General features: G+C 62.3%; 21 protein-coding genes and 1 tRNA gene. 14 read left to right on the forward strand and 8 right to left on the reverse strand.

Translation table 11 applies throughout. The annotated features are described in order from the left end of the window. Window positions 1-3 precede the first annotated feature (3 nt). The 5 genes from AOQ71_RS10925 to AOQ71_RS43045 all read left to right on the forward strand — a co-directional run bounded on the left by AOQ71_RS10925 (window position 4) and on the right by AOQ71_RS43045 (window position 5024). Window positions 4-978, forward strand: coding sequence for an ABC transporter substrate-binding protein (locus tag AOQ71_RS10925; protein WP_057745756.1), 975 nt, complete (start codon window positions 4-6; stop codon window positions 976-978). A gap of 7 nt (window positions 979-985) precedes the next feature. Next, on the forward strand, window positions 986-1798 hold the full coding sequence (locus AOQ71_RS10930) for an ABC transporter ATP-binding protein (RefSeq protein WP_057745759.1): 813 nt from the start codon (window positions 986-988) through the stop codon (window positions 1796-1798). Beyond that, window positions 1795-2550: an ABC transporter permease gene (locus AOQ71_RS10935; RefSeq protein WP_057745763.1), complete on the forward strand. Its 756-nt coding sequence runs from the start codon at window positions 1795-1797 to the stop codon at window positions 2548-2550. Before AOQ71_RS10930 ends, AOQ71_RS10935 begins: the two co-directional genes overlap by 4 nt. 774 nt (window positions 2551-3324) lie before the next feature. After that, complete coding sequence (locus AOQ71_RS10940) at window positions 3325-3585, forward strand: hypothetical protein (RefSeq protein ID WP_057745766.1); 261 nt, start codon at window positions 3325-3327, stop codon at window positions 3583-3585. 1196 nt (window positions 3586-4781) lie between these two features. Beyond that, a complete protein-coding gene (locus AOQ71_RS43045) occupies window positions 4782-5024 on the forward strand; it encodes a hypothetical protein (protein WP_083514114.1) in 243 nt (80 codons plus the stop codon). On the opposite strand, the gene AOQ71_RS43050 is transcribed toward AOQ71_RS43045, so the two are convergent. The 3 genes from AOQ71_RS43050 to AOQ71_RS46625 form a co-directional block, all read right to left on the reverse strand. Then, entirely contained in the window at window positions 4982-5191 is a 210-nt protein-coding gene (locus AOQ71_RS43050) for a hypothetical protein (protein ID WP_083514115.1), read from the reverse strand. The genes AOQ71_RS43045 and AOQ71_RS43050 overlap by 43 nt on opposite strands. Window positions 5192-5830: 639 nt before the next feature. Beyond that, window positions 5831-6307 carry a hypothetical protein gene (locus tag AOQ71_RS10950; protein ID WP_057745774.1) on the reverse strand — a complete coding sequence of 159 codons (477 nt, stop codon included), beginning with the start codon at window positions 6305-6307 and terminating at the stop codon, window positions 5831-5833. 269 nt (window positions 6308-6576) lie between these two features. Continuing rightward, window positions 6577-6771, reverse strand: a complete 195-nt coding sequence (locus AOQ71_RS46625) for a hypothetical protein (protein WP_157083479.1) — start codon at window positions 6769-6771, stop codon at window positions 6577-6579. 234 nt (window positions 6772-7005) lie between these two features. Between AOQ71_RS46625 and AOQ71_RS10960 the strand changes: the two genes are divergently transcribed. The 5 genes from AOQ71_RS10960 (at window position 7006) to AOQ71_RS10980 (ending at window position 9334) form a co-directional block, all read left to right on the forward strand. Beyond that, the gene (locus AOQ71_RS10960) at window positions 7006-7245 is read left to right on the forward strand and encodes a hypothetical protein (RefSeq protein WP_057745781.1); all 240 of its coding nucleotides are present in this window, start codon (window positions 7006-7008) and stop codon (window positions 7243-7245) included. A 763-nt stretch (window positions 7246-8008) separates the two neighbouring features. After that, a complete protein-coding gene (locus tag AOQ71_RS46270) occupies window positions 8009-8167 on the forward strand; it encodes a hypothetical protein (RefSeq protein WP_167353972.1) in 159 nt (52 codons plus the stop codon). A 68-nt stretch (window positions 8168-8235) separates the two neighbouring features. Beyond that, complete coding sequence (locus AOQ71_RS10970) at window positions 8236-8424, forward strand: hypothetical protein (protein WP_057745930.1); 189 nt, start codon at window positions 8236-8238, stop codon at window positions 8422-8424. A 437-nt stretch (window positions 8425-8861) separates the two neighbouring features. Continuing rightward, window positions 8862-9092, forward strand: coding sequence for a hypothetical protein (locus tag AOQ71_RS10975; protein WP_157083480.1), 231 nt, complete (start codon window positions 8862-8864; stop codon window positions 9090-9092). 56 nt (window positions 9093-9148) lie between these two features. After that, complete coding sequence (locus AOQ71_RS10980) at window positions 9149-9334, forward strand: hypothetical protein (RefSeq protein ID WP_157083481.1); 186 nt, start codon at window positions 9149-9151, stop codon at window positions 9332-9334. Window positions 9335-9354: 20 nt separating this feature from the next. Here AOQ71_RS10980 and AOQ71_RS10985 read toward each other — a convergent pair. Together AOQ71_RS10985 and AOQ71_RS10990 are read right to left on the reverse strand one after the other, a co-directional pair. Next, window positions 9355-9428, reverse strand: a tRNA-Gly gene (locus AOQ71_RS10985). A gap of 328 nt (window positions 9429-9756) precedes the next feature. Then, entirely contained in the window at window positions 9757-12177 is a 2421-nt protein-coding gene (locus AOQ71_RS10990; protein ID WP_057745793.1) for an ATP-binding protein, read from the reverse strand. Between the two features lie 331 nt (window positions 12178-12508). Here AOQ71_RS10990 and AOQ71_RS10995 point away from each other — a divergent pair, with 331 nt between their 5' ends. Continuing rightward, window positions 12509-13222, forward strand: coding sequence for a substrate-binding periplasmic protein (locus AOQ71_RS10995; RefSeq protein ID WP_057745796.1), 714 nt, complete (start codon window positions 12509-12511; stop codon window positions 13220-13222). A 22-nt stretch (window positions 13223-13244) separates the two neighbouring features. On the opposite strand, the gene AOQ71_RS11000 is transcribed toward AOQ71_RS10995, so the two are convergent. Beyond that, entirely contained in the window at window positions 13245-13430 is a 186-nt protein-coding gene (locus tag AOQ71_RS11000) for a hypothetical protein (protein WP_057745799.1), read from the reverse strand. 205 nt (window positions 13431-13635) lie between these two features. Between AOQ71_RS11000 and AOQ71_RS11005 the strand changes: the two genes are divergently transcribed. The 3 genes from AOQ71_RS11005 (at window position 13636) to AOQ71_RS11015 (ending at window position 17396) form a co-directional block, all read left to right on the forward strand. Then, the gene (locus AOQ71_RS11005; protein WP_057745801.1) at window positions 13636-14022 is read left to right on the forward strand and encodes a YciI family protein; all 387 of its coding nucleotides are present in this window, start codon (window positions 13636-13638) and stop codon (window positions 14020-14022) included. A gap of 190 nt (window positions 14023-14212) precedes the next feature. Continuing rightward, a complete protein-coding gene (locus AOQ71_RS11010) occupies window positions 14213-16270 on the forward strand; it encodes an ATP-dependent helicase (RefSeq protein ID WP_057745933.1) in 2058 nt (685 codons plus the stop codon). A 94-nt stretch (window positions 16271-16364) separates the two neighbouring features. Then, a complete protein-coding gene (locus AOQ71_RS11015; RefSeq protein ID WP_057745804.1) occupies window positions 16365-17396 on the forward strand; it encodes an LLM class flavin-dependent oxidoreductase in 1032 nt (343 codons plus the stop codon). 32 nt (window positions 17397-17428) lie between these two features. Here AOQ71_RS11015 and AOQ71_RS11020 read toward each other — a convergent pair whose 3' ends face one another. Together AOQ71_RS11020 and AOQ71_RS11025 are read right to left on the reverse strand one after the other, a co-directional pair. Further along, complete coding sequence (locus AOQ71_RS11020) at window positions 17429-18601, reverse strand: hypothetical protein (RefSeq protein WP_057745808.1); 1173 nt, start codon at window positions 18599-18601, stop codon at window positions 17429-17431. A gap of 51 nt (window positions 18602-18652) precedes the next feature. Then, window positions 18653-20530 (reverse strand): hypothetical protein, encoded by a 1878-nt coding sequence (locus AOQ71_RS11025; RefSeq protein WP_162268346.1) that lies wholly within the window; start codon window positions 20528-20530, stop codon window positions 18653-18655. Window positions 20531-20541: the final 11 nt, after the last annotated feature.

Here is a 20541-nt window from a genome sequence, read left to right on the forward strand (position 1 = left end):
CCCATGAACTGGACGACGAAGACGCTCGCCGCAATCCTCCTGCTCGCGAGCATGGCCGGGCTTGCAGATCCCGCGCGAGCGCAGGACAAGGTTTCGGTCGGCGTCTTCCCGCTCAGCTCGTCCCTGCCCTATTTCGTCGCGCTCGAGCGTGGGTTCTTCAGGGAGCAGAACATCGAGCCGGAGATGACCAAGCTGATGGGCGGGCCGGCCAATGTCGCGGCGCTCATGACCAACCAGATCGAGGTGTCCGCCGTCCTCGTCACGATCGAGGGGCTGAACGCCAACGTCAAGAAGCCGGGCGTTGCGATGTACATCGCGCTCAACAGCCAGACCAGGACCTGGAAGATGGAGCAATTCGTCGTCCGCAACGGCTTTCCCGCGAACTCGATCGCCGATCTCAAGGGCGCCAAGCTGATGTCGGCGCCGGGACCTGCCAACCTGAACACCGCCAAGGCCATCCTTGCCAAGAACGGACTGAAGGACGGTGACTACACCATCGATCAGCTCGACATGGGCCAGCACGTCAATGCGATGACCTCGGGCAGCTTCGACGGCGGATACACGCTCGAGCCGAATGCATCCATGATGATCAAGGCCGGCGTCGCCCGCTCGCTCGAGGCCGGCGTGATCTCGAAATACATCCTGGGCAGCGAAAGCGCCAATGCCTACGCGGCCGGCTGCGCGGTGACCAGCGACTTCGTCCAGAAGCGGCCGGATGTCGCCAAGCGCTTCGCTGCGGCCTGGGCCAAGGCGATCGCATTCATCAACGCCAATCCGGACGAGGCCCGCAAGCATCTCGCCAAGAACACCTTCACGCCCGATAACGTCGTCGACATGGTGCCGATGCTCGGTTACGTGATGGCATCGGACATGAGCAAGGAGCAGATCGCCGATCTGCAAACGCTGGCGGATTTCGGCGCGTCGATCGGCGTCATCCCCGAAAAGGTCGACGCCACCAAGTTCCTGCAGAAGTTTTGAGCCCCGCGTGAGCAGCGCCGTCCCGAGCCGGCCGACCGGCACCCACGACGAGTCGCACAGGACCGCGCCTCACGTCACCATCCGCGGACTTTGCAAGGGTTACACGGACGCCGTCATCTACGACAATTTCGATTTCGACATTCCTCGCGGCAAGCTGATTTCGGTGTTCGGGCCGAACGGATGCGGCAAGAGCACGCTGATCAACATGATCGCCGGCCTGGTGCCGATGGACGCGGGCGAAGTGCTGTTCGACGGCCGGCCGGTCAGCAAGGTCAAGTTCGGCTATGTCTTCCAGAACTATCGCGAAGCGCTGTTCCCCTGGCTGCGCGCCTTCGACAACATCGCCTACCCGCTCAAGCTGATGGGCATTGCCAAGCGCGAGCGCGACCGGCGCGTCGAGCGCCTGGTCGCGCATCTCGGCGTCAAGGTCGATCTGTCGCTCTATCCCTATCATTTGTCCGGCGGCCAGCAGCAGCTGGTCTCGATCATGCGCGCGCTGATCGTCGAGCCGGAAATCCTGTTCCTGGACGAGCCGTTCTCCGCGCTCGACTATGAAATGACGCTGTTCATGCGCGAGCAGCTGCAGCGCGTGTTCATGGAGACGGCGACGACCATGGTGCTGGTGTCGCACGACCTCGAGGAGGCCGTCTATCTGTCCGACCATGTTCTGCTGCTGTCGCGGCATCCGGCCCGTGTTGTCGAATTCGTTCCGTTCGACGCCCCCCGGCCGCGCACCGATCGCACCATGTCCGACCCCGGCTTTGTCGCCACCAAGGCGCATTGCCTGAAACTATTCCAGCGCGAGGTGCATCGCGGATGAAACGCGCCAATGCCCTGCTGCCGCTCGTCGGCATCGCCATCCTGCTGGCGATCTGGTCGCTGGTCAGCTTCCTCAAGCTGGTCGATCCGGTGCTGTTGCCCTCGCCGCTTGCGACTTTCCGCACGCTCTGGGAGGGCATGCAGTCCGGCAAGCTCGGAGTCGACTTCGTCCGGACGGTGGTGCGGACCATCACCTCGACGGCGATTGCCGCCGTCATCGCCATCCCGCTCGGCATCGTGCTCGGCTCATCCGAAAAGGTCTACCGCTCGGTCGAATTCCTCATCGACTTCTTCCGTTCGACGCCGGCCTCGGCGATGTTCCCGCTGTTCCTGGTGCTGTTCGGCGTCGGCGATCGCACCAAGATCTCGGTGGCGGCGTTCGGCGCGGCCCTGGTGATCCTGTTCAACGTCGCCTATGGCGTCATGAATGCGCGCAAGACGCGGCTGCTGGCGGCCAAGGTGATGGGCGCGTCGCGTGCGCGCGTCCTGTTCGACGTCATGCTCAGGGAATCGCTGCCACAGACCTTCGTCGGATTGCGCAACGGCGTGTCGCTGGCGCTGGTCATCATCGTCGTCGCCGAGATGTTCATCGGCTCGACCGACGGCCTCGGCCAGCGCGTGTTCGAAGCCCAGCAGCTGTTCGACATGCCCGCGATGTATGCCGCCATCTTCGCCGCAGGCGCGCTGGGCTATTCGCTCAACCTCATCTTCCTCGTCATCGAGCGCCGCTTCGTCCACTGGGCCGGGCGCTGATGGCCCGCGGAAAGCGATCGGAAAGACGCGTCGGAACGCGTCAAGCAGCCCAGTGGTCACGGTAAAAACTGACCGCTCGCCAAGTCTCTCGCCAAGTCTCTCGCTATGTCTATTGCCGAGTCTCTGAAAAAGCTGGAGCGGGTGAAGGGAATCGAACCCTCGATTCAGCTTGGAAGGCTGTGCTTATTCATGGGCGCGAGAGACTTAGCTGTAAAACCGCTGTTATCCGCATCAAGTCGTATCAATGGGTTAGCGGCGTGGTGTAAAACTTGCCGCTCGTTCGGCCCTAGCTCTGAGACAGGAAGCTTTCCGAGAAATTGGTGCTGCCCAGCGCCACCCTGCGCGGGTCACTTTCGCTTGTTCGAGCAGTCTGGTGTGAACTGCCTCACACATCGCCGGCATAGCCCTTGCTAAGTCAATGTTCGGAATTGCACTTCCCAACGTTTTTAGAGGGATTGCAAAAATGACTATGTCTAAGGTTGCTGTCGCAATTTTCGCTGCCTGTATCGCCCTCGGGCTTCTTCTGACGTTTGCATCAGATTTCGGCGCCGATTTGGCTCTCACGGCCATGACGTTTTTTGGATAATCGGTTAGAGACCCGCCGACGTGGCAGCCGGCGGGTCGCGTCGTAGCTTACCGCCTCAACCACTGGCGATGGGTCATGAGCCGCTGCCGGTCGCGCGTGCGGTGAGACTCAGCGCCGATGCTTCATGGTCTCGGGCGCTCGCAACAAGAAATCGACCACGGCTTCGATCGGGGGAAAGGAGAAGTGAAATGGCGAAAGACGTCCTTTTTGACGTGGTCCGCACGCTGATTGCCTTCTCAATGGTTCTAAGCAGCACCAGCGCTCAGGCGCAAAACTGCCGACAATATCCCCCCGGCCCCTTCCGCCTTCAGTGCGCCGAAGCAATCCATCCGCAGCTCGAAGCAAAGAGAGAAAGGTGCAAAGAGGAGGCCATGTCCATGGGCCTCAGCCGGAGCGCGCTGGATTCCGGCATGAAGGATTACGTGCATGCGTGCATGCAACGCCGATAGCCTCTCAAAACCCACCAAGCTAGACAGGAATCCAGTCCGCCCAGATGCCGTTGATAACCGTTAGGCGATGCGGCCCCCGCTGGAGCGCGGCCCGACGATGTTCGCGCGGATTGGGTTTATGCCATGCTGATGATCGTGGTGCTTCTGGTCATCTGGCAGATTCTCGCTCCGCTTTGAGGCCGCCGCCGAATCCGGGAATTTCTTACGTCCCCGACCGATCTCTTCCCTGCGCCCAAGCCGATCGATGCTTCGGACCCCTGAATGTTTGCTGTCGCGAGAGGAGAGAATAATGCGCGTTTTGTCGGTAGCGTTCTTCGCAGTGGCTTCGCTAGCTCAGGCTCACGCACAAGATCAAGAGAAGGTCAAAAGGCCTGTGTCGGCCTGCAACTATATTACCGGCGTGGGGGATACGTACACAGTGCCCGCTGGTGAGGCGCTTTGCTGGCGCGTGCCGCCCCCATCATACAAAGAATACACACTGCTCCAGTGCGACGGGCCGTCGTTCCAGGAGCTTCGCCGGGTGAAGCGAGGCGATCCTCGCTGCAGCAAATTCGAGGAACGACAATAGATCTCGGCTCGATGCTGGCGGCAATCAGCGTCGCCAACACACCCCTTCAAGGCAGAATAAACTACCCCGGCTGAGGCGGTTAAGAAAGAACTGCGCTCGTGCGTTTTAAAACTAGCGCCACAGCAGGGTAGTTGCGTTTGGATATGCCGTCCCAGCGCGAGCGGCCTCCGCCTCGTTCTATCCTTCGCCGCCGACTACTCGGCAGACAAGGGGCCACAGCGTGGCGGGCTATCCGCCACAGCCTAAGCAGGCCGTGGGGCTGTCCAGCCATCGCCGGGTGGCCTCGTCGGTCCAACCGGGGACGGCGAAGCCGGGAGTCGCCACGCCTTGACCGGGAGGGACGAGTTGACTGTGGGGAACGAACACTTGCGGGCGCGCGCGCAATGGTGGTGTTGAGCGTTGCACCGTGGCAGCATTCCCCGCAACACTCAAATTAAGCAATAAGCCCAGGACCAAAACCGACCGCATCATCGCTGTTTCCAATCGAGCGTTCCGAGCCAGACATGTGGTTCGGACGTCAATCATCCCCAAGTGCTGATGGTTTCACCATCGTTCAATTCAGTGGGATAACGCTGTGATGCCAGACTGTGCGACCGAGATCTCTGGCGACCAATCTGCAGAGGGACCAATGACCGTCTTCATATACGTCAACACCGCCAAGCAGGTCGGCGACAAGGACCACATCAAGGTTTTCGCTACTGTGAATGCCGCGGAAATGTGGTTCGAGCAGAACGATCCGGAAGGCGTCGCTTTCGAATACGACGTGATCGAAGAGATAGGCCCCCAACGTGAACCGGTGGGCCGAAGAGGCCGCCAACCGAGGCGGCCTTACTCTTGCGGCGGCTGTAATTCGCTGCGGATCAGGTTCTGAACATCGGCGCGTTCCATTGGATCTTCATCCGGAAACGGCTCCTGCGCCTTGCGGCCCAAGATTGTGTCCGGAGCGGGCTCGCTCAGAAGTTCGCGCGACTTCTGCGCGACCTGGCGCATATGCTCTGCCTGATCGGCGTCAATGGGAATGGGTCGAAAGACCGGCATGGCGGCGCTCCCTGTTATGCAGGCGGAGCGCTCTCGGTCTCTCAGCCACCGACGCCTACGGGCAGAGCCTCGGCCGGTGATGGTCGTAAACTACCACAGACCGCTTGGTTCAATATTGAACTTGGGAACCCTGCTGGGGCAAACATGACCCCAACGGCGGCAGGAAAAAACGACGGCCGCGGTGTGCGCTTCTGAGCCTTGCCAGCCCGCCGCCGGGCTGGCGGAGCGGCCCCGGCCTTACCCCCAGCCCCAGCCGGGGCCGTCTCTCCGCAGTTGGAGTACGCGTATGCGTGCCTCGCCCTCGACCGTGCCGCTCGATAGACTGGACCGCGACATCTATCTGGTGCTTGAGGACTTCGGGGCCCGCGCCGGTTGCGCATGGCGCGAGCGGCTCGCGCTGCTTATGGGCACCTCGTGCGCGGGGGACGCACATCTATCACGCGGACGGGACGCAACGAGGATCAGTTCTAGCCGACTGAGGAAGAAAAGACCTTCGCCACGTAACCTTGGAAACCTAATGCTCGCTGTCCGTAATCCGCCGGTCCGCGGCGAGCCGTCGTCGCGAGCCTGGGCGGGTTAGCCCTGCGGATTGCGCGAAGAGGAATCCGCGCGGCGTAACCCGCCCTACGCCTCTGCGCGCTATGCGCCTTCCGTCTCGGGCTCCAGCTCCGCAAGCTCCGGCCTCGGAGACTCGCCGACGGAGACTTCTGCCATTCTGCGCTTGACCTGTTCGCATGTCTTGCGAACGTCTTCGGTGAACAACGCGCATTCTTCGATGCGCTTGAAGATCTTCCGTCCTTCTTCACGATACCCGGCCGCCGTTTCGCGCATGAAGGCTATCGCATCATGGACCTGCGCCGTCAGCGCCTCGCATTTTTGTGCGGCGTCGATCAACTCGGTGCCCATAGCCTCGATCTCCTTTGCGGCGGACTCATAGTCGCGAATGACCGCCTCCGCGCTGAGCGCGCCAACGCGCGTCACCCCCGCGGTGTGCTCGACATAATCAGGCAGAGCAATGGAAGCGACAGAGCTTCCCGAGCGTATCGAACTAATGTCCGCCTCAAGTTGAACTAGATTGACACCTTCCCGTCTGTGCAATGGTTGAACACTTGCCATGATTGACCCTCCCAAATAAGCACCCAGAACCCCAAACGGGACTCAGTGTATAACGGGGATAATCGGCATTCTAATCCGATGTATCCTTGACGGCCTCAACTTTGCCATTTTTTCCCAGCGGGCAGAGCTGCACCCAGCGATAGTGAATACCACAGGCGCTCAACCTTCGGGTGGCGCTTCGCGAAGATGGCAGGTTTGGCAAGGATTCGGCGGATTGCCAATCAATAACGGGTACGGTGGTCAATGTTGAGCATGCTTTTGGACGCGATCTACGGCGAGGTCATTTCAGCCTCGGTTACCGGCACGAAGGCCCAGGGACCGACCAGCAGCGCACCTTCGAGCACCGCCGTCACGAGCGCTGCTTGGTTGCCGGAATTGATCGAGGCGCCGGATAACGTCGCTGCGCTTCCTCCTGCAAGGCGCGGTTGCGGCTTCCTAACGCACCAGTTCAAACTACGCTGCACTGAGTGGCTGCGAAGGGCCGCAGTGAGCTCCTTCGATCCGTCCTAGATGCGCTACTTTGCGCGCGACCTTTCGACGTCGTGCTGATGCCGCCCAGGACTTCCGCCGCCGCGCGCTCGTCAAGGGTTAGTTAGGACGATCTTCGCGTCTTGCTGGGAGCCGTTGGCCCGCATGTTGCCAGTTACGGCTCAGGACCGCGCGGCGATCGTCAGTCCGTGCCAAACCGGAGCAGACAGATGGAGACGTCATCCCGTTTCGAGACTCACACCGACAAGACCGCTCTCAAAATGAAAGTGTTGGTTGCCGACCTTCAAAGGCGGATCGAACTGCTGGAAACCGACATCGCCCATGAAGAAGCGCGGACCCGGGTCCATGACGTCGCTGAGCCGACATACTCTACCCTTGCCCGAAACCTGCGGAATCGGCGGGACAACCTTCTGGCGACGATCGCAATCCTCAAGCGCCAGTTGGACTAAAGGGAGCGGCGAGCTGTCTGACGCCGAATTACATCCCACGACGCGCAGTAGCTCGCGCGCGTTCCTGGCGCCTTAGGGTTCGATAATTCGGACACGTCGGCGCGGTTGACCGATTGCCATTCTCAGTTGTTGAGGGACCTTCCGAAGGTTCGGCCGCCGTCGGAGCAGGACAATTGTCGGTAAGGATAAGATCCCGACCTTGTGCAAGCGACGGTCACGTTGCCGGACGTAAAAGTGAATACCTTAATGTGCTGCTTGGGCGGCTTGGTCACAAAGCACTGAATCTGGCTGTTACTGACTTGCTTCAGCTGCGAATTGGCCTTCACGTAGTTCAAAAATCCGGGACAATCGTTGGCGAAAGCGCTCGTCGGAAGGATGATGAAGATTGAAAGAATGAGCTTCATAACTCCTCCTGTGTAGATCGAGACCTCGGCTCCGCAGACCGAAAGGAGCACTGCAATCCCTCCAACGCTGGGACGCTGTGAAGCAGTTCACAAATGAGTGCACATATCCGCGAGCGTGAACCGGCGGGCCGCGCCCCATCAAGGGCCGCTCAGTTCAGCCTCCACCGTTCCTTGTGCAGCCGGTTAGTTCAGCCCAGAGAACGGTGGGGGTGCCGGGGTGAGGCTCGCCAAGCGAAGCCGGCGGGTGAAGTAGTTTTGGCGCCAACCCTCAGACTTGTCCCTCGGCGCGCGTTGGAACGTTTCGGCTCGCGCCGAGTCCTAGAAGTGCAATCGGTCCGTTGTTGCTTGTGGATCGAACAATGGAAAAAGCTCTCGCCTACGTCATTTCGGCAGTCATCGTAGGCTTCGGCGTCTGGATTTTAGTTGTTGGCGTCGGCTCCAGTTCGCCTGCCCTGTGGACTGTCGTTGGCCTGGTCCCCATCGCGATTGGGCTGATAAGCGCTTTCGGTCCTTCCTGACAGGGCTCGGGCTACTTCGGGAGCGGAATGACAGCGAGATGCCGCGAGTTGTCTCCAGAAAGGCAACTATGGATCTGACTGAGGTCGAGCGCGCTTTCCTGAAGCAATTGTCCGCTGAGCCGTGGATCAGCACTCCGCTGTTCGATCATGAGATCGTCGCTCGACTGGTGGAGCTTGGTCTCGTCGAGGCCAACCCGCTAGCTTCAGGTGAAGTCGAGTACAGCATTACTGCCGCGGGCCGGGCCTCCTTATCCTAGACCTAACGGACGCGCCGCCTCATTGCGCTGGGGAAATCCCGCGATTAGGTCAGCTTGTCTGTGTTGTTCGAATCGATCCGCCGTGCTCGCTCCCAGTAGCTCAAATTTGCGGGCCTCACGCGCGTGAGCCAGTTCGTCTCGATGCTTCTGCTTGCCGTCGCCCTGACCCTGACTTTGTGCTTTGGGGTGGCAGCCTGGCGCCTGTCGGCTAGCAGAGACGCTGACATTACCTCCACGATTCCGCATCAGGAATACGGCTGGCGCGCCGCACCGAGGAACTGAACGCCCTAATGCTCGACCCTTGGTTGAGAGGAGCGAGACTACGGCAATTTCTTTGCCGTAACTCTGCGACTCGTCTGCGGGACCATTAGGGTTCATGCCGCCGACCTAATGACGTTAGGCTGCCCGAGCAAGCACAAAATATAAGGGAGGGCGCGATGTCCATCGACGACCGCCACCGTGACAAGAACGGTGAGATCAGCAAGAAGCATGGCAACACCCTCATTCGCACACTGCGCAAGATTTACGGCAACACCTTTGCCGCCGGCCACCCGGAGACAGCAAAGTTGGCTGAAGTGCTCCATCATCTCAATGAGACATCGCTAAGCCAGCTGGTTCACGAGCAAAAAAACGGGCACCTCGAAAAGAAAATCAGAAAAGTAGAATAGCTCGCCTCCGCTCGGCTTTCGATGTCTCCGATCTTCAGGGGATGGTCATCCGAACCATGCGTGGCCTGCTTGATGTCGCCGGCATCCCAATTCGATCGATCGCCGAGATCATGGCTTGGGACGAAGAGAGCGTTGAAAAAATCATTCGGCGGTACGTCAACCGCACGGCCTTGACCAAGGCGCTGATTGAGCAAATGAACGAGGCCGGAACAAAAACTGTAAAACCGGCTGTAAAACTCTAGGCCATAATCCGGCTAAGCGTTGGAGCGGGTGAAGGGAATCGAACCCTCGTATTCAGCTTGGAAGGCTGCTGCTCTACCATTGAGCTACACCCGCGTAAGTCGCTCCCTAACACGGCCGGGCGGCGGTCTCAACTGCCGCGGGGTCGCTTTCGACGGCTTTCCGCCCGTGCGCACAGGGGGCCGGTTCCGCACCGCCGCCCCTTAACAGGTACAGCCGTCCACCCTATATTGAGGGCTCCCGCAATCAACGAAAGGAGGTGATCCAGTGTCTTTTTCCAAGCGCTGTCACCTCGCTGGGATCGCCCGCTAGGCTCTAGCTAGGGCTTGGCATCGGGGCGCTCTCAGCCCTGGACCAGCGAGCAAGAAATCGGGCGCGACGGGGNGGGGATTTCCCCGCCGCGCCTTTTCTTTTGTCGGGCCATTTACGCGGACCTCGCGCCCTTCTCAGAGCGCTCGCCCCCGAGCACCTCCCGGATCTTCCGCGACAGGTCGGCCTTGCGGTAGGGCTTGCGCAGCAGCGCCACGCCGGGATCGAGCTGCCCCCCGTGGACGATCGCGTTGTCGGTATAGCCGGAGGTGTAGAGCACCCGCACGTCAGGCAGGCGGAGCTGGATGGCATCTGCCAATTCCCGCCCGTTCATGCCGCCGGGCATGATGATATCAGTAAACAGAAGATCGAAACTCGCGCCCCGGTCGACCAACGCCAGCGCGGTTGCGCCATCGTTGGCCGTCAGCGTGCGATAGCCGAGGCTGCCGAGCTGGGCGATGACGTAGCCTTGCACCAGCGGATCATCCTCGACCACGAGAATGGTCTCGTGTCCACGCGTCGGCGCCGGCATCGTCGCCGGCCCCGTCCTCGCCGTCGCATCGCCTGCCGATCGCGGCAGGAACAGCCTGATCACCGTGCCGCGTCCCTCCTCGCTCTCGATCGTGACGGTGCCACCGGTCTGCTTGGCGAAGCCGTAGACCATGCTCAGCCCAAGTCCGGTGCCGCGACCGACGCCCTTGGTGGTGAAGAACGGCTCGAACACGCGCTCGCGAATCTCGGCAGGAATGCCGTGCCCGGTGTCGGCCACCGCGATCATGACGTAAGCGCCGGCTTCGCCGTCATCATTGTCGGTGCCGTTGAATTCCCGGTTTGCGGTCTCGAGCGTGAGCCTGCCGCCATCCGGCATTGCATCGCGCGCGTTGACGGCGAGATTGACGATCGCCGACGAAAGCTGCGACGGATCGGCCATGGCCGGCCACGCATCGTCGTCGAGACGCATCATGATCTCGACATGCTCGCCGAGGGTCGGCCGCAGCAGCTTCGCCGTCTCGGCGACGAGAGCGTTGATATCGATCTCTCGCGGCTCCAGCGGCTGGCGCCGCGCGAAGGTCAGGAGCTGCGAGGTGATCTCGGCACCGCGCGCGGCCGCGTCGTCGATGAGCTGGGCGACCGCGGCGAGCTCGGGCTTGTCCGCGAGCCCTTCCTGGATGATCTCGATGGTCCCGGTGATGACCGTCAGCACGTTGTTGAAGTCGTGCGCGACGCCACCCGTGAGCTGACCGATCGCATCCATCTTCTGGGACTGGCGAAGCCGCTCCTCGGCCTCGCGCTGTGCGGTGAGATCGGTGGCCGAGCCGCGATAGCCCATGAAACGTCCGTCGTCGCCAAACACAGGCTGGCCGTTGACGCTGAAATAGCGCGGACGCCCGGCCGCATCGCGGCCGCGATATTCGAACTTCCGGAACGGCTCGTGACGATCCAGCGTCGCCATGTGGTCGCGCCATTTCTCCAATTCGGCGTTCTGGTCGAAGGCGGCATCCGGGCGTCGCTTGCCGAGCATGGCCCGGTGGTCCGTTCCGAAAGCACCGGCCCGGTCCGAGATGTAGGTGAAGACGTGATCCGGTCCGGTTTCCCAGAACCAGTCGGAGGCGGTCTCGGCATAGTCGCGAAAGCGCTGCTCGCTCGCGCGCGCATCCTCTTCGGCGCGCTGGCGGATCTTCAGGTCACGATCGAGGATAGCATTGGCCTCGCGCAGCTCGTCATAGGCATGCCCGAGGTTGGCGCACATGGCATTGAATGCGTCGACCACCTTGTCCAGCTCGTCGGGGTCGGAAGGCGGCCGGCGCTCCAGATGCAATGGCGGAGGCGGCCGCGCCAGATTGTATTTGCTGACGAACTCGGCGATGGCGACCAGGTGCCGCGTCACCAGAAGGTGGAACATATAGATGATGAACAGCGAGACGAGGAACGTCTTTGCCGCCTGACTTGCCAGGATGACGAGGGCCCGGTTCAGCAATTGCTGATAGACGTCGCTGAGCGTCGCCTCGACATGGAGCACGCCGATCGGGCGCGCGGTCCCTTGAACCATGTAAGTCAGAGGATAGTCGCGCGTGACGACCGAGCGGCGACCTCGTTCGCCGACGGCGACACTGATAGGATTGGGCCGATCGGCGATCTCGCGGACCTCGGCGGCGCGCAGACCAGGCAGCCGCAGGATTCCTTCGAGCTGAAGCTTGAGCTGGTTCTGGTCGAGACTCCACAGACTCTCGCCGAGGCTGCCGGTGGTGCTGCGACCGATCTCCCCGAGCCTTGTCTCGATCATGCCGACTTCGCGATCGTAGTCCAGATAGAGCTGGAGCGCAGTCAGGGTCAGCGTCACGAGCGATGAGAACAGAAGCACGGCCGCAAGCAGGCGTGGCCCGATACCGCTGCGCGACCAGTTGAATGCCCGCGACGACAAGGTCGCGAGCATCGGGGACGCGAATGCAGCTCCGATGCCGCTCAAATCCTGCTTCGCCGCCGCCGGCGCGACAGCGCGGCTGCGATCCGGACTCTCTTTACCTGCGTTGCCCATGCACCCCGTCCCGGAAAATGGCGGCACTCCTCTTCGGCCTGCCGATCGCAGCCGCACGCGATTTTACGATTTTGATCTCCCTCAGCACGCGGTGCGCGCAGCAATCCTGTCGGCCCTTGGGCGATCTGAGGTCGGCGGGGTCATATCTTGCGCCCAGCAGCAGGATGCCAGCGCAAACTACCACTTCGCGTGCTAGAATGTCATCGGTGATATCCCGGATTCGCGCCCATGGCGGGCGAGCAGTGAGCGTTCTGGCTTCGCGCAACCGCCATCTCCGGTAGATCACGCTCGTATCGGAACTCAAGGGTAGCAAAACGGCCGAGGCGCGCTCATGTGGCGGATCATCTTCGTCTGCCTGTCGCTGTTTGCAGCCGGCTCGGCCCAGGCGCAGTCGGTAATCCGGCTGGCCCGGATCGCCGACATCCCGGATCAATATGTCGGCGGCGAAATGCTTCGCTCCGTCTACGCCAAGCTGAACATCAAGCTCGAATTTGTCGACGTCCCCGGCAAGCGGGCGCTCGCGCTGTCGAGTGCCGGCGAGGTCGACGGCGAAATCCAGCGCATCGGAACGCTGTCGCGCGACTATCCGACGCTGCTGCAGGTGACGCCCGCGATCAACTACATCGAGCCGTCCGTGTTCACGACCAAACTCCATTTCGTCGTGGACGGCTGGAATTCGATCCGGGACTACCGCATCGGCATCGTCCGCGGCGTCGGCTCGTCGGAAGCCGGCACGCGCGGCATGGACCGTGTCACGGCAACAGCTGGCCTCGAGAATATGATCGCGATGCTCGATGCCGATCGTTTCGACGTGGTGGTCACCGACCTCTTCAGCGGGCTGGCCGCTGTCCGCAAGCTCAATCTGCAAGCAAGAATCTATCCGCTCTCGCCGCCGCTCGAGCGTATCAGCATCTTCCATTACCTGCACGAACGCCACCGCGACCTCGTGCCGAAGGTTGGACAGGTGATTGCGCAGATGGAGGCGAGCGGCGAGTTGGCGGCGCTGCGCGAAGCCCTCGTCAAGCAGGTGCTGAGCGCGCCCTGACGATGCCGGCTGAAAGCGCGATTCAGAAGCCGAAGATCGCGAGCACGGACGGGCGTTTGCCGCGGCGGCTCTCGACGATGCGCTCGCCGCCATTCTCGACCGAGCTTCCGTAATAGCGGTGATGGCCTGCCTGATCGTGCAGATCAGCCGGCTCCGACTTCCCCGCCCGCCGCGCGTCGCAGATGATCTTGATGGTTTGACCCGACATTGCCGCCTCCGATAGCCCTTTGATTGCTCTTGGTGGCCATCAGTCGCCCCGCCTTTGGCCGGCGTTCACGCCACCGGCCGGCAATCGGGTTTCAGAATGGTTTCGTCAGCATCGCCGCGACGCAATATTGGCGCACAGCTATTGCCGGCATCGGCGGCGGTGCTACATCCTTCCGGCGGCGCCCCCAAGAACGAGCGAGGTAACAATGCTTTACGCGATCCTGGCCTATCACGTGGAAGATGAGATGTTGTCCTGGACGCCGCAGCAGGACGCCGCCGTCGTGGCCAAGGTCATCGAGGTTCAGGCGCCCCTGCGGGCCAGCGGACATCTCGGGCCGGCCGCTCGTCTCGACGATACCAAAAAGGCCCGCACCTTGCGCGGCCCCGGCGCCGGCATCGTGCTGGATGGCCCGTTTGCCGAGACCAAGGAGCAGCTTCTGGGCTTCCACCTCGTCAACTACGACACGGATGAAGAGGCGATCGCGGCTGCACGGAAGCTGCGTGAGGTCAATCCGAGTGCGGTTTACGAGATCCGGCCCGTCAAGCTTTACGTGCCGGCCGATGGGTTCGGCGCGACAGCAACTGGGGGATGATGGACAGAAGCGCCGTCACGACTTGCCGGACGTCGGCGTATCCATGCGGGGCCGGGATTCGGCCATGTCTGCAATCCCTCGGATTGGAACTTGAGCTGCCCTCTCCCCTAAATCCTCGCGCCACTCGCGTCCAGCCGCATTGCGATTCGCGCGGGGATCGTTGATTCTGACCGCTTCATCGGGGCGATTCGTGACGTCATATCTGGACACGCTCAATGCGGAGCAGCGCCGCGCCGTGGAGCATGGCGTGGCCGACGGCACGACCGTGGGCGCGCCGCTGCTCGTCATTGCCGGCGCCGGTTCCGGCAAGACCAATACGCTCGCCCACCGCGTCGCGCATCTGATCGTCGCCGGCGCCGATCCGCGCCGCATCCTGCTGATGACGTTCTCCCGCCGCGCCGCCGCCGAGATGGCCGGCCGCGTCGAGCGCATCGCGCGCAAGGTGCTGGGTGAGAACATTGCCGCGATCATGCGCGATGCGCTGACCTGGGCCGGCACCTTCCACGGCATCGGCGCGCGTCTCCTGCGCGAATATGCCGAGCGCATCGGCGTCGATCCCGCCTTCACCATCCACGACCGCGAGGATTCCGCCGACCTGATGAATCTGGTCCGGCACGAGCGCGGGCTGTCGAAGACGGAGAGCCGCTTTCCGGCCAAGGGCACCTGCCTGTCGATCTACTCGCGCTGCGTCAATGCCGAGATGGAGATCGAGAAGGTGCTCGGTCAGCACTATCCCTGGTGCACGGGCTGGGCCGCCGAGCTGAACGGGCTGTTTGCGGCTTACGTCGAGGCCAAGCAGGCCCAGCACGTGCTCGATTACGACGACCTCCTGCTCTACTGGTCGCAGATGATGAGCGATGCGCTCATTGCAGAAGAGATCGGCGGCCGCTTCGATCATGTGCTGGTCGACGAATATCAGGACACCAATCGCCTGCAGTCCTCGATCCTTTTGGCCCTGAAGCCTGATGGACGCGGGCTCACCGTCGTCGGCGACGATGCGCAGTCGATCTATTCATTCCGCGCCGCCACCGTGCGCAATATCCTGGATTTTCCGCAGAGCTTCTCGCCGCGCGCCGAGACGATCACGCTCGACCGCAATTACCGCTCGACGCAAGCGGTGCTGGCGGCGGCCAACGGCGTCATTGGCCTGGCCCGCGAGCGCTTCACCAAGAACCTCTGGACCGATCGCACCTCCACCCAAAGACCGCAGCTCGTCACCGTGCATGACGAGACTGACCAGGCGCGCTACATCGTCGAGCAGGTGCTGGCGAACCGCGAGCAAGGCGCGCTGCTCAAGCACCAGGCGGTGCTGTTCCGTACCTCCTCGCATTCGGGTCCGCTGGAGATCGAGCTGACCCGCCGCAACATTCCGTTTGTGAAGTTCGGCGGGCTGAAATTCCTCGACGCCGCGCATGTCAAGGACGTGCTGGCCTTGCTGCGCTTTGCCGAGAACCCGCGCGATCGCGTCGCGGGTTTCCGCATCCTGCATCTATTGCCTGGAATCGGCCCCGCTACCGCGCAGCGCGTGCTCGACCAGATGGCAGAGAGTATGGACCCGCTGCACGCGCTCGCCCATCTCCCGGTGCCGGCGCGCACCGGCGATGACTGGACCAGCTTCGTCCGCACGGTCGAGAATTTGCGCTACTCGGAATGGCCTGTGGATCTCGAGCGCGTGCGTCTCTGGTACGAGCCGCATCTCGATCGCATCCATGAGGATTCCGAGACGCGCCGCGCCGATCTGATGCAGCTCGAGCAGATCGCGAGCGGCTATTCCTCGCGCGAGAAATTTCTGACCGAGCTCACGCTCGATCCGCCGGATGCGACCAGCGACAAATCCGGGCCGCCCCTGCGCGACGAGGATTATCTGATCCTCTCCACGATCCACTCGGCCAAGGGCCAGGAGTGGAAGTCCGTGTTCGTGCTCAACGTCGTCGACGGCTGCATGCCCTCCGATCTCGGCGCCGGCACCTCGGCCGAGCTGGAGGAGGAGCGCCGCCTGCTCTATGTCGCGATGACGCGCGCCAAGGACGATCTGCATCTCGTCGTGCCGCAGCGCTTCTTCGTGCACGGCCAGGCCGCCAAGGGCGACCGCCACGTCTATGCCTCGCGCACCCGCTTCATCCCGGAGCAGCTGGTCTATCTGTTCGAGCGCGCGGCCTGGCCGAAGGCCGCCGCGGCTGGCCCGCGCGCTACATCGCAAGGACCGAAGATCGACATCGGCGCGCGGATGCGGGGGATGTGGCGGTAGACCAACCAAACGGAAACCGAGCATTTCCGAAAGCGTGCTTGTGGTACGACGCCCGGCACTTAAATGTCCGGCATTCCCCGCAGAGATCTGATCGATGACCGCACCGCTCGAATTCGGACTGGATACCTTTGGCGACGTCACCAAGGATGCCTCCGGCGCCTTGCTTCCCCACGCGCAGGTCATCCGCAATCTCGTCGACGAGGCGGTGCTGGCCGACGAACTCGGCCTCGACTTCATCGGTCTCGGCGAGCACCACCGGTCTGACTTTGCGATCTCATCGCCCGAGACCGTGCTGGCCGCGATCGCCTCGCGCACCAAGCGCATCCATCTCGGCTCGGCCTTGACGGTGCTGAGCTCGGACGATCCCATCCGCGTGTTCCAGCGCTTTGCGACGCTCGATGCACTTTCGAGCGGACGCGCCGAGGTCATCCTCGGCCGCGGCTCGTTTACCGAATCCTTCCCACTGTTCGGCTTCGACCTGCGCAAATACGAGGAGCTGTTCGAGGAGAAGCTCGATCTGTTCGCGGCCCTGCTGTCGCAGCAGCCGGTGACATGGCAGGGCAAACTGCGCCCGCCGCTGAAGGACCAGCTGGTCTATCCACCGGTCGAGAACGGCCAGCTCAAGACCTGGATCGGCGTCGGCGGCAGTCCGAAATCGGTGGTGCGCGCCGCGCATTACGATCTGCCCCTGATGCTTGCCATCATCGGCGGCGATCCAGAGCGCTTCGCGCCCTATGTCGATCTCTATCACCGGGCCTTCAAGGAATTCGGCCGGCCTGCGCAGCAGATCGGCGTGCATTCACCCGGCTATGTCGCCGAAACGGACGAGCAGGCGCGCGAAGAGCTCTGGCTTGACTACAAGGCCATGCGCGACCGCATCGGCCGCGAGCGCGGCTGGCCGCCGATGTCTAGCGACGAGTTCGTCAGCGAGGCCGAGCACGGCTCGCTCTATGTCGGCTCACCGGAAACGGTGGCACGCAAGATCGCGAAGACGGCCAGGACGCTCGGCCTCGCGCGGTTTCAGTTGAAGTACTCGGCGGGACCTCTGCCGCACGAGAAGTTGATGCGAAGCATCGAGCTCTACGGGCGCAAGGTGGTCCCGATGGTCAGGGGGATGATGGGGTAGTCCTTTGCGATAGGTCACCCCGGACCACGGTATCACCCGAACCCGCCCATATCGATGACCGTGAGATAGGTATCGATGCTGGCCTTCGCCGCGGCGGCCAGCGACTCGAACTGGCCCACGACGGTCTGCTCGGTGGAAATGGGACCACTGAGCGCGACGGTCTGTGAGATGGTCGTTCCCGCCGGGGGACGCGTTGGCTTCAACGAGGCCGTGGCCCCTCCGAACACGTCGTTCCACCAACCGGAATCGGCTGGAGCCGGCACCTCAGGACCGACATCGAACAGTTGCTCCTTTGCTGCGGCGATCGCAGCGCTCTTGACGGGGTTGCTCAATTCGATCCAGCCTTTCAAGCTCGGATCCACGCTTCGGCTGTCGCCTTCGGTGATGTGAGTGACGACCGCACCATTGCCGAGGCCCGTGCTGTAAGCCGTATTCGGGATGGCCCCTGCTATCGCGCGCGAATCGCCCTGCGGCAGAGCAGACGCGAATGCGTCATGAAGTTTTGCCGCATCAAGAACGATCTCCACTGACAGCTCGGCTCCGCCTGTGCTGAATTGTTGGGTGAGCGTGTTGGTCACGACAAACGGTGGCGAGGATCCGTTCCTGAGATTGCCGACAATTTCTTCCGTAGCCGCCGCGTTGCAAGACACCAGAAAGGTGGTGCGCGCGTGCATTTCGATACTTCCGATCTGGCTGGGTTGAACGGTCAGGAAGGCCGAACCGGGCTCAGGCCGCGGGACCGTGCATGAGACGGTGTTGTGCAAAATGGGGACCATGCGCAGCTCTGGATCGGGGTCGGCGCTCTCGTGGTTGAAGAGCGCAGCAATCCTGTCGGGCGGCGGCACCTGACGATGCGACATGAGCTCCGCCAGAATCGAATTGAGCATGGCGTCACCGAGCGCGAAAGTGGTGCTGAAAGTGCATGATCCACCAACGAATTCGACCTGGGGAGCACCGGCAACGCTGCTGCGCTTGACCATGGCTCTCATGGAGAAGTCAGGGCGACCCGAGCCTGGTCGACTGGCCAGGAAGACCCTTACAGGCTGAAAATAGAATATGGCGGCGAGGCCTGCGTCCCTCAGCTGAACATTGTTGGCGTCCGGATAGATCGGAACATCGAGCTTGGCACCACTGCCATCGTCGAGGCTGATCGCAACGAAGTCGGGACCGAAAATCGGGCCAGCCGGAAGAACGTCGTCCGTCATGATCTGCCTCCTTTAGAACGCCGGGTGCGGCGCAACTCAGTCGGAATCGCCTCACGCGATCGTAGTGTTGGTGATGGTCAGGGTGGGCTCGTCGACGAAATCGTGGGTGACGGTGACGGTGCGTTGGCCGCTGGACGTGGTGATATCCAGCGTGACTGTCGTCTCGAGGCCGGTGATGGCGGAGTCGACAGGGATCAACACGTTGACGAAGTCTATCGTGTGCGAGGCAGTCAGGGTCAGCCGGGGCACAGGCAGAGCAGGCGCTTCGGCAAGGCTGAACGCCACGTCGATGGCAGTGATCCCGGCGGCGGCGAAGTTGATCGCAGCGTGAACAGTGAGGGGATGCTGGACCTGCTGCACGGTTTGAGTATTGAACGAGATGAACTCGAGCATCGCCTTCCTGGGAATCGGATCGGGCACGACGAGGGAGCGGACGACAGCGACGGAGGTGGCGCCAGTTGCGTCTGCGCTCAACGTGGTCGACTGGCCCGTCGCAAGGACCTTGTCGTTGAGTGCGGTGACACCAAGCTGGGGCAACAGCGCAAATCGCTGCAGGGTGAGATCGAACCGGCCCTTGTTGGTGACCACGGCAGCGGGCGGCGATCCAGGCACGATAACGGAGCTGAGATCGTCGGAGCCGGCAGTCTGGTGCAGGTTCAGCGTCGCCTGGGTCTGAACCGGCTGGTTGAAAAAATCGTCGAGACGGACGGCCATGTTCGCGAACAGGGGTGCCTCCCCGGCCGTTTCGAGTTCGGCCAGGAACAGACTGACATTCGTGAGTGCAGGTGTGGCATGGTCATCGGCGATGTCGACCGAGACCCTGACGGTGTGCGGCGTGATTCCGTCCGCGAACGCTGCCGTCGCCGAGGGAAATCCATTGAGCATTGACGGATGGCGCGGGTCCAGTCCATCCGGCAAGGTCAATCGCAAGCCGCGCCCTGCGGCCTCGGGCGCACCCGGCAGCGCGGCCGCGAGCCTGGCCCAATCAATCGGGTCCACCACCGGAGCAACGGTGAAGGTGAAGTGGAAGCGGCTGCCGGTGAGATTGCTCGATGGATCGATGATGGAATCGCATTTGGCGGCAAGGCCTGTGGCTCCGTGCACGATACCGTAGTTCATCGGCAGCGCGACGACGGTGCCGCTGACCTGGCCAAGATAGAGCCGCCGAAGCGACGGATATTGCGCCTGGACATCTCCCAGCGAGGTGAGCTCGCGATATTCCGAGCGGACGGTGGCGAATTCGCTGAGATCGCCGGCGTCGATGATGGGCCGGGTGTGGCCGTCTCGCGTCGTGATCCTGAACCGTGCGCGATAGGCATCGGTAGCGAAGGACAGACCCAGCGGCAGTGACCGCGTTGGCGGGGATGGAGGATAGCTTACCGTCACCGGAAAAAAATGATAGCCGCCGGGGAAGACATTGAGCTGCTCGATCACTGGCGAGGTTCCGTCGCCGAATGCCTGGAAGTGCCAGCCATGGAACAATGGGGTCGGATGCGGAAACCCGACGTCGGGAATGAAGGCGAACACCGTTTGCCAAGCGCTGTAGTTCAAAGACAGTTCGAGTGTCGCGCCGCCGAGATCGGTCAGCCGCTCGTAGGCCGCCTCTACGGCGCCCTGTGACAGAGCAAATGTCGCCAGGTAAGTGCCGTCGGATTGAGGCGTCACCGCGCCTTGCGTGATCAGCGGATGCACCGAACCATCCTGAGCCGTGACGGGCACCGACAGAGTCGCGACGGGATGCGGGTCAGGCACGATCGTCACGCGCGCCGGGGCGTCCGGGCTCGTCAGCACATGCTTGACGTTGGCGGGAATTTCGGTCCGGAACGAAAGTGCCAGCGTCGCCTGATTGACCGGCTTGCCATCGGGGGTGACTTCGCCTGCTTGCTGAACCACATCAAAGCGAAACGCCGGGTCGGCGTCGACCAGCATGAAATCCGGCA

Source organism: Bradyrhizobium manausense (genome assembly GCF_001440035.1).
GTDB lineage: Bacteria > Pseudomonadota > Alphaproteobacteria > Rhizobiales > Xanthobacteraceae > Bradyrhizobium > Bradyrhizobium manausense.

Bases quoted from the DNA above. Each gene is read 5' to 3' on its own strand.
- AOQ71_RS10980 (WP_157083481.1), top strand. From the start codon at position 9,149: ATGCGTGGCCTGCTTGATGTCGCCGGCATCCCAATTCGATCGATCGCC.
- AOQ71_RS10960 (WP_057745781.1), top strand. From the start codon at position 7,006: ATGGAGACGTCATCCCGTTTCGAGACTCACACCGACAAGACCGCTCTC.
- AOQ71_RS10995 (WP_057745796.1), top strand. From the start codon at position 12,509: ATGTGGCGGATCATCTTCGTCTGCCTGTCGCTGTTTGCAGCCGGCTCG.
- AOQ71_RS10975 (WP_157083480.1), top strand. From the start codon at position 8,862: ATGTCCATCGACGACCGCCACCGTGACAAGAACGGTGAGATCAGCAAG.
- AOQ71_RS10990 (WP_057745793.1), bottom strand. From the start codon at position 12,177: ATGGGCAACGCAGGTAAAGAGAGTCCGGATCGCAGCCGCGCTGTCGCG.
- AOQ71_RS11025 (WP_162268346.1), bottom strand. From the start codon at position 20,530: ATGCTGGTCGACGCCGACCCGGCGTTTCGCTTTGATGTGGTTCAGCAA.
- AOQ71_RS46270 (WP_167353972.1), top strand. From the start codon at position 8,009: ATGGAAAAAGCTCTCGCCTACGTCATTTCGGCAGTCATCGTAGGCTTC.
- AOQ71_RS10970 (WP_057745930.1), top strand. From the start codon at position 8,236: ATGGATCTGACTGAGGTCGAGCGCGCTTTCCTGAAGCAATTGTCCGCT.
- AOQ71_RS43045 (WP_083514114.1), top strand. From the start codon at position 4,782: ATGACCGTCTTCATATACGTCAACACCGCCAAGCAGGTCGGCGACAAG.
- AOQ71_RS11000 (WP_057745799.1), bottom strand. From the start codon at position 13,430: ATGTCGGGTCAAACCATCAAGATCATCTGCGACGCGCGGCGGGCGGGG.
- AOQ71_RS10925 (WP_057745756.1), top strand. From the start codon at position 4: ATGAACTGGACGACGAAGACGCTCGCCGCAATCCTCCTGCTCGCGAGC.
- AOQ71_RS10940 (WP_057745766.1), top strand. From the start codon at position 3,325: ATGGCGAAAGACGTCCTTTTTGACGTGGTCCGCACGCTGATTGCCTTC.
- AOQ71_RS11005 (WP_057745801.1), top strand. From the start codon at position 13,636: ATGCTTTACGCGATCCTGGCCTATCACGTGGAAGATGAGATGTTGTCC.
- AOQ71_RS10935 (WP_057745763.1), top strand. From the start codon at position 1,795: ATGAAACGCGCCAATGCCCTGCTGCCGCTCGTCGGCATCGCCATCCTG.
- AOQ71_RS11015 (WP_057745804.1), top strand. From the start codon at position 16,365: ATGACCGCACCGCTCGAATTCGGACTGGATACCTTTGGCGACGTCACC.
- AOQ71_RS11020 (WP_057745808.1), bottom strand. From the start codon at position 18,601: ATGACGGACGACGTTCTTCCGGCTGGCCCGATTTTCGGTCCCGACTTC.
- AOQ71_RS43050 (WP_083514115.1), bottom strand. From the start codon at position 5,191: ATGCCGGTCTTTCGACCCATTCCCATTGACGCCGATCAGGCAGAGCAT.
- AOQ71_RS10950 (WP_057745774.1), bottom strand. From the start codon at position 6,307: ATGGCAAGTGTTCAACCATTGCACAGACGGGAAGGTGTCAATCTAGTT.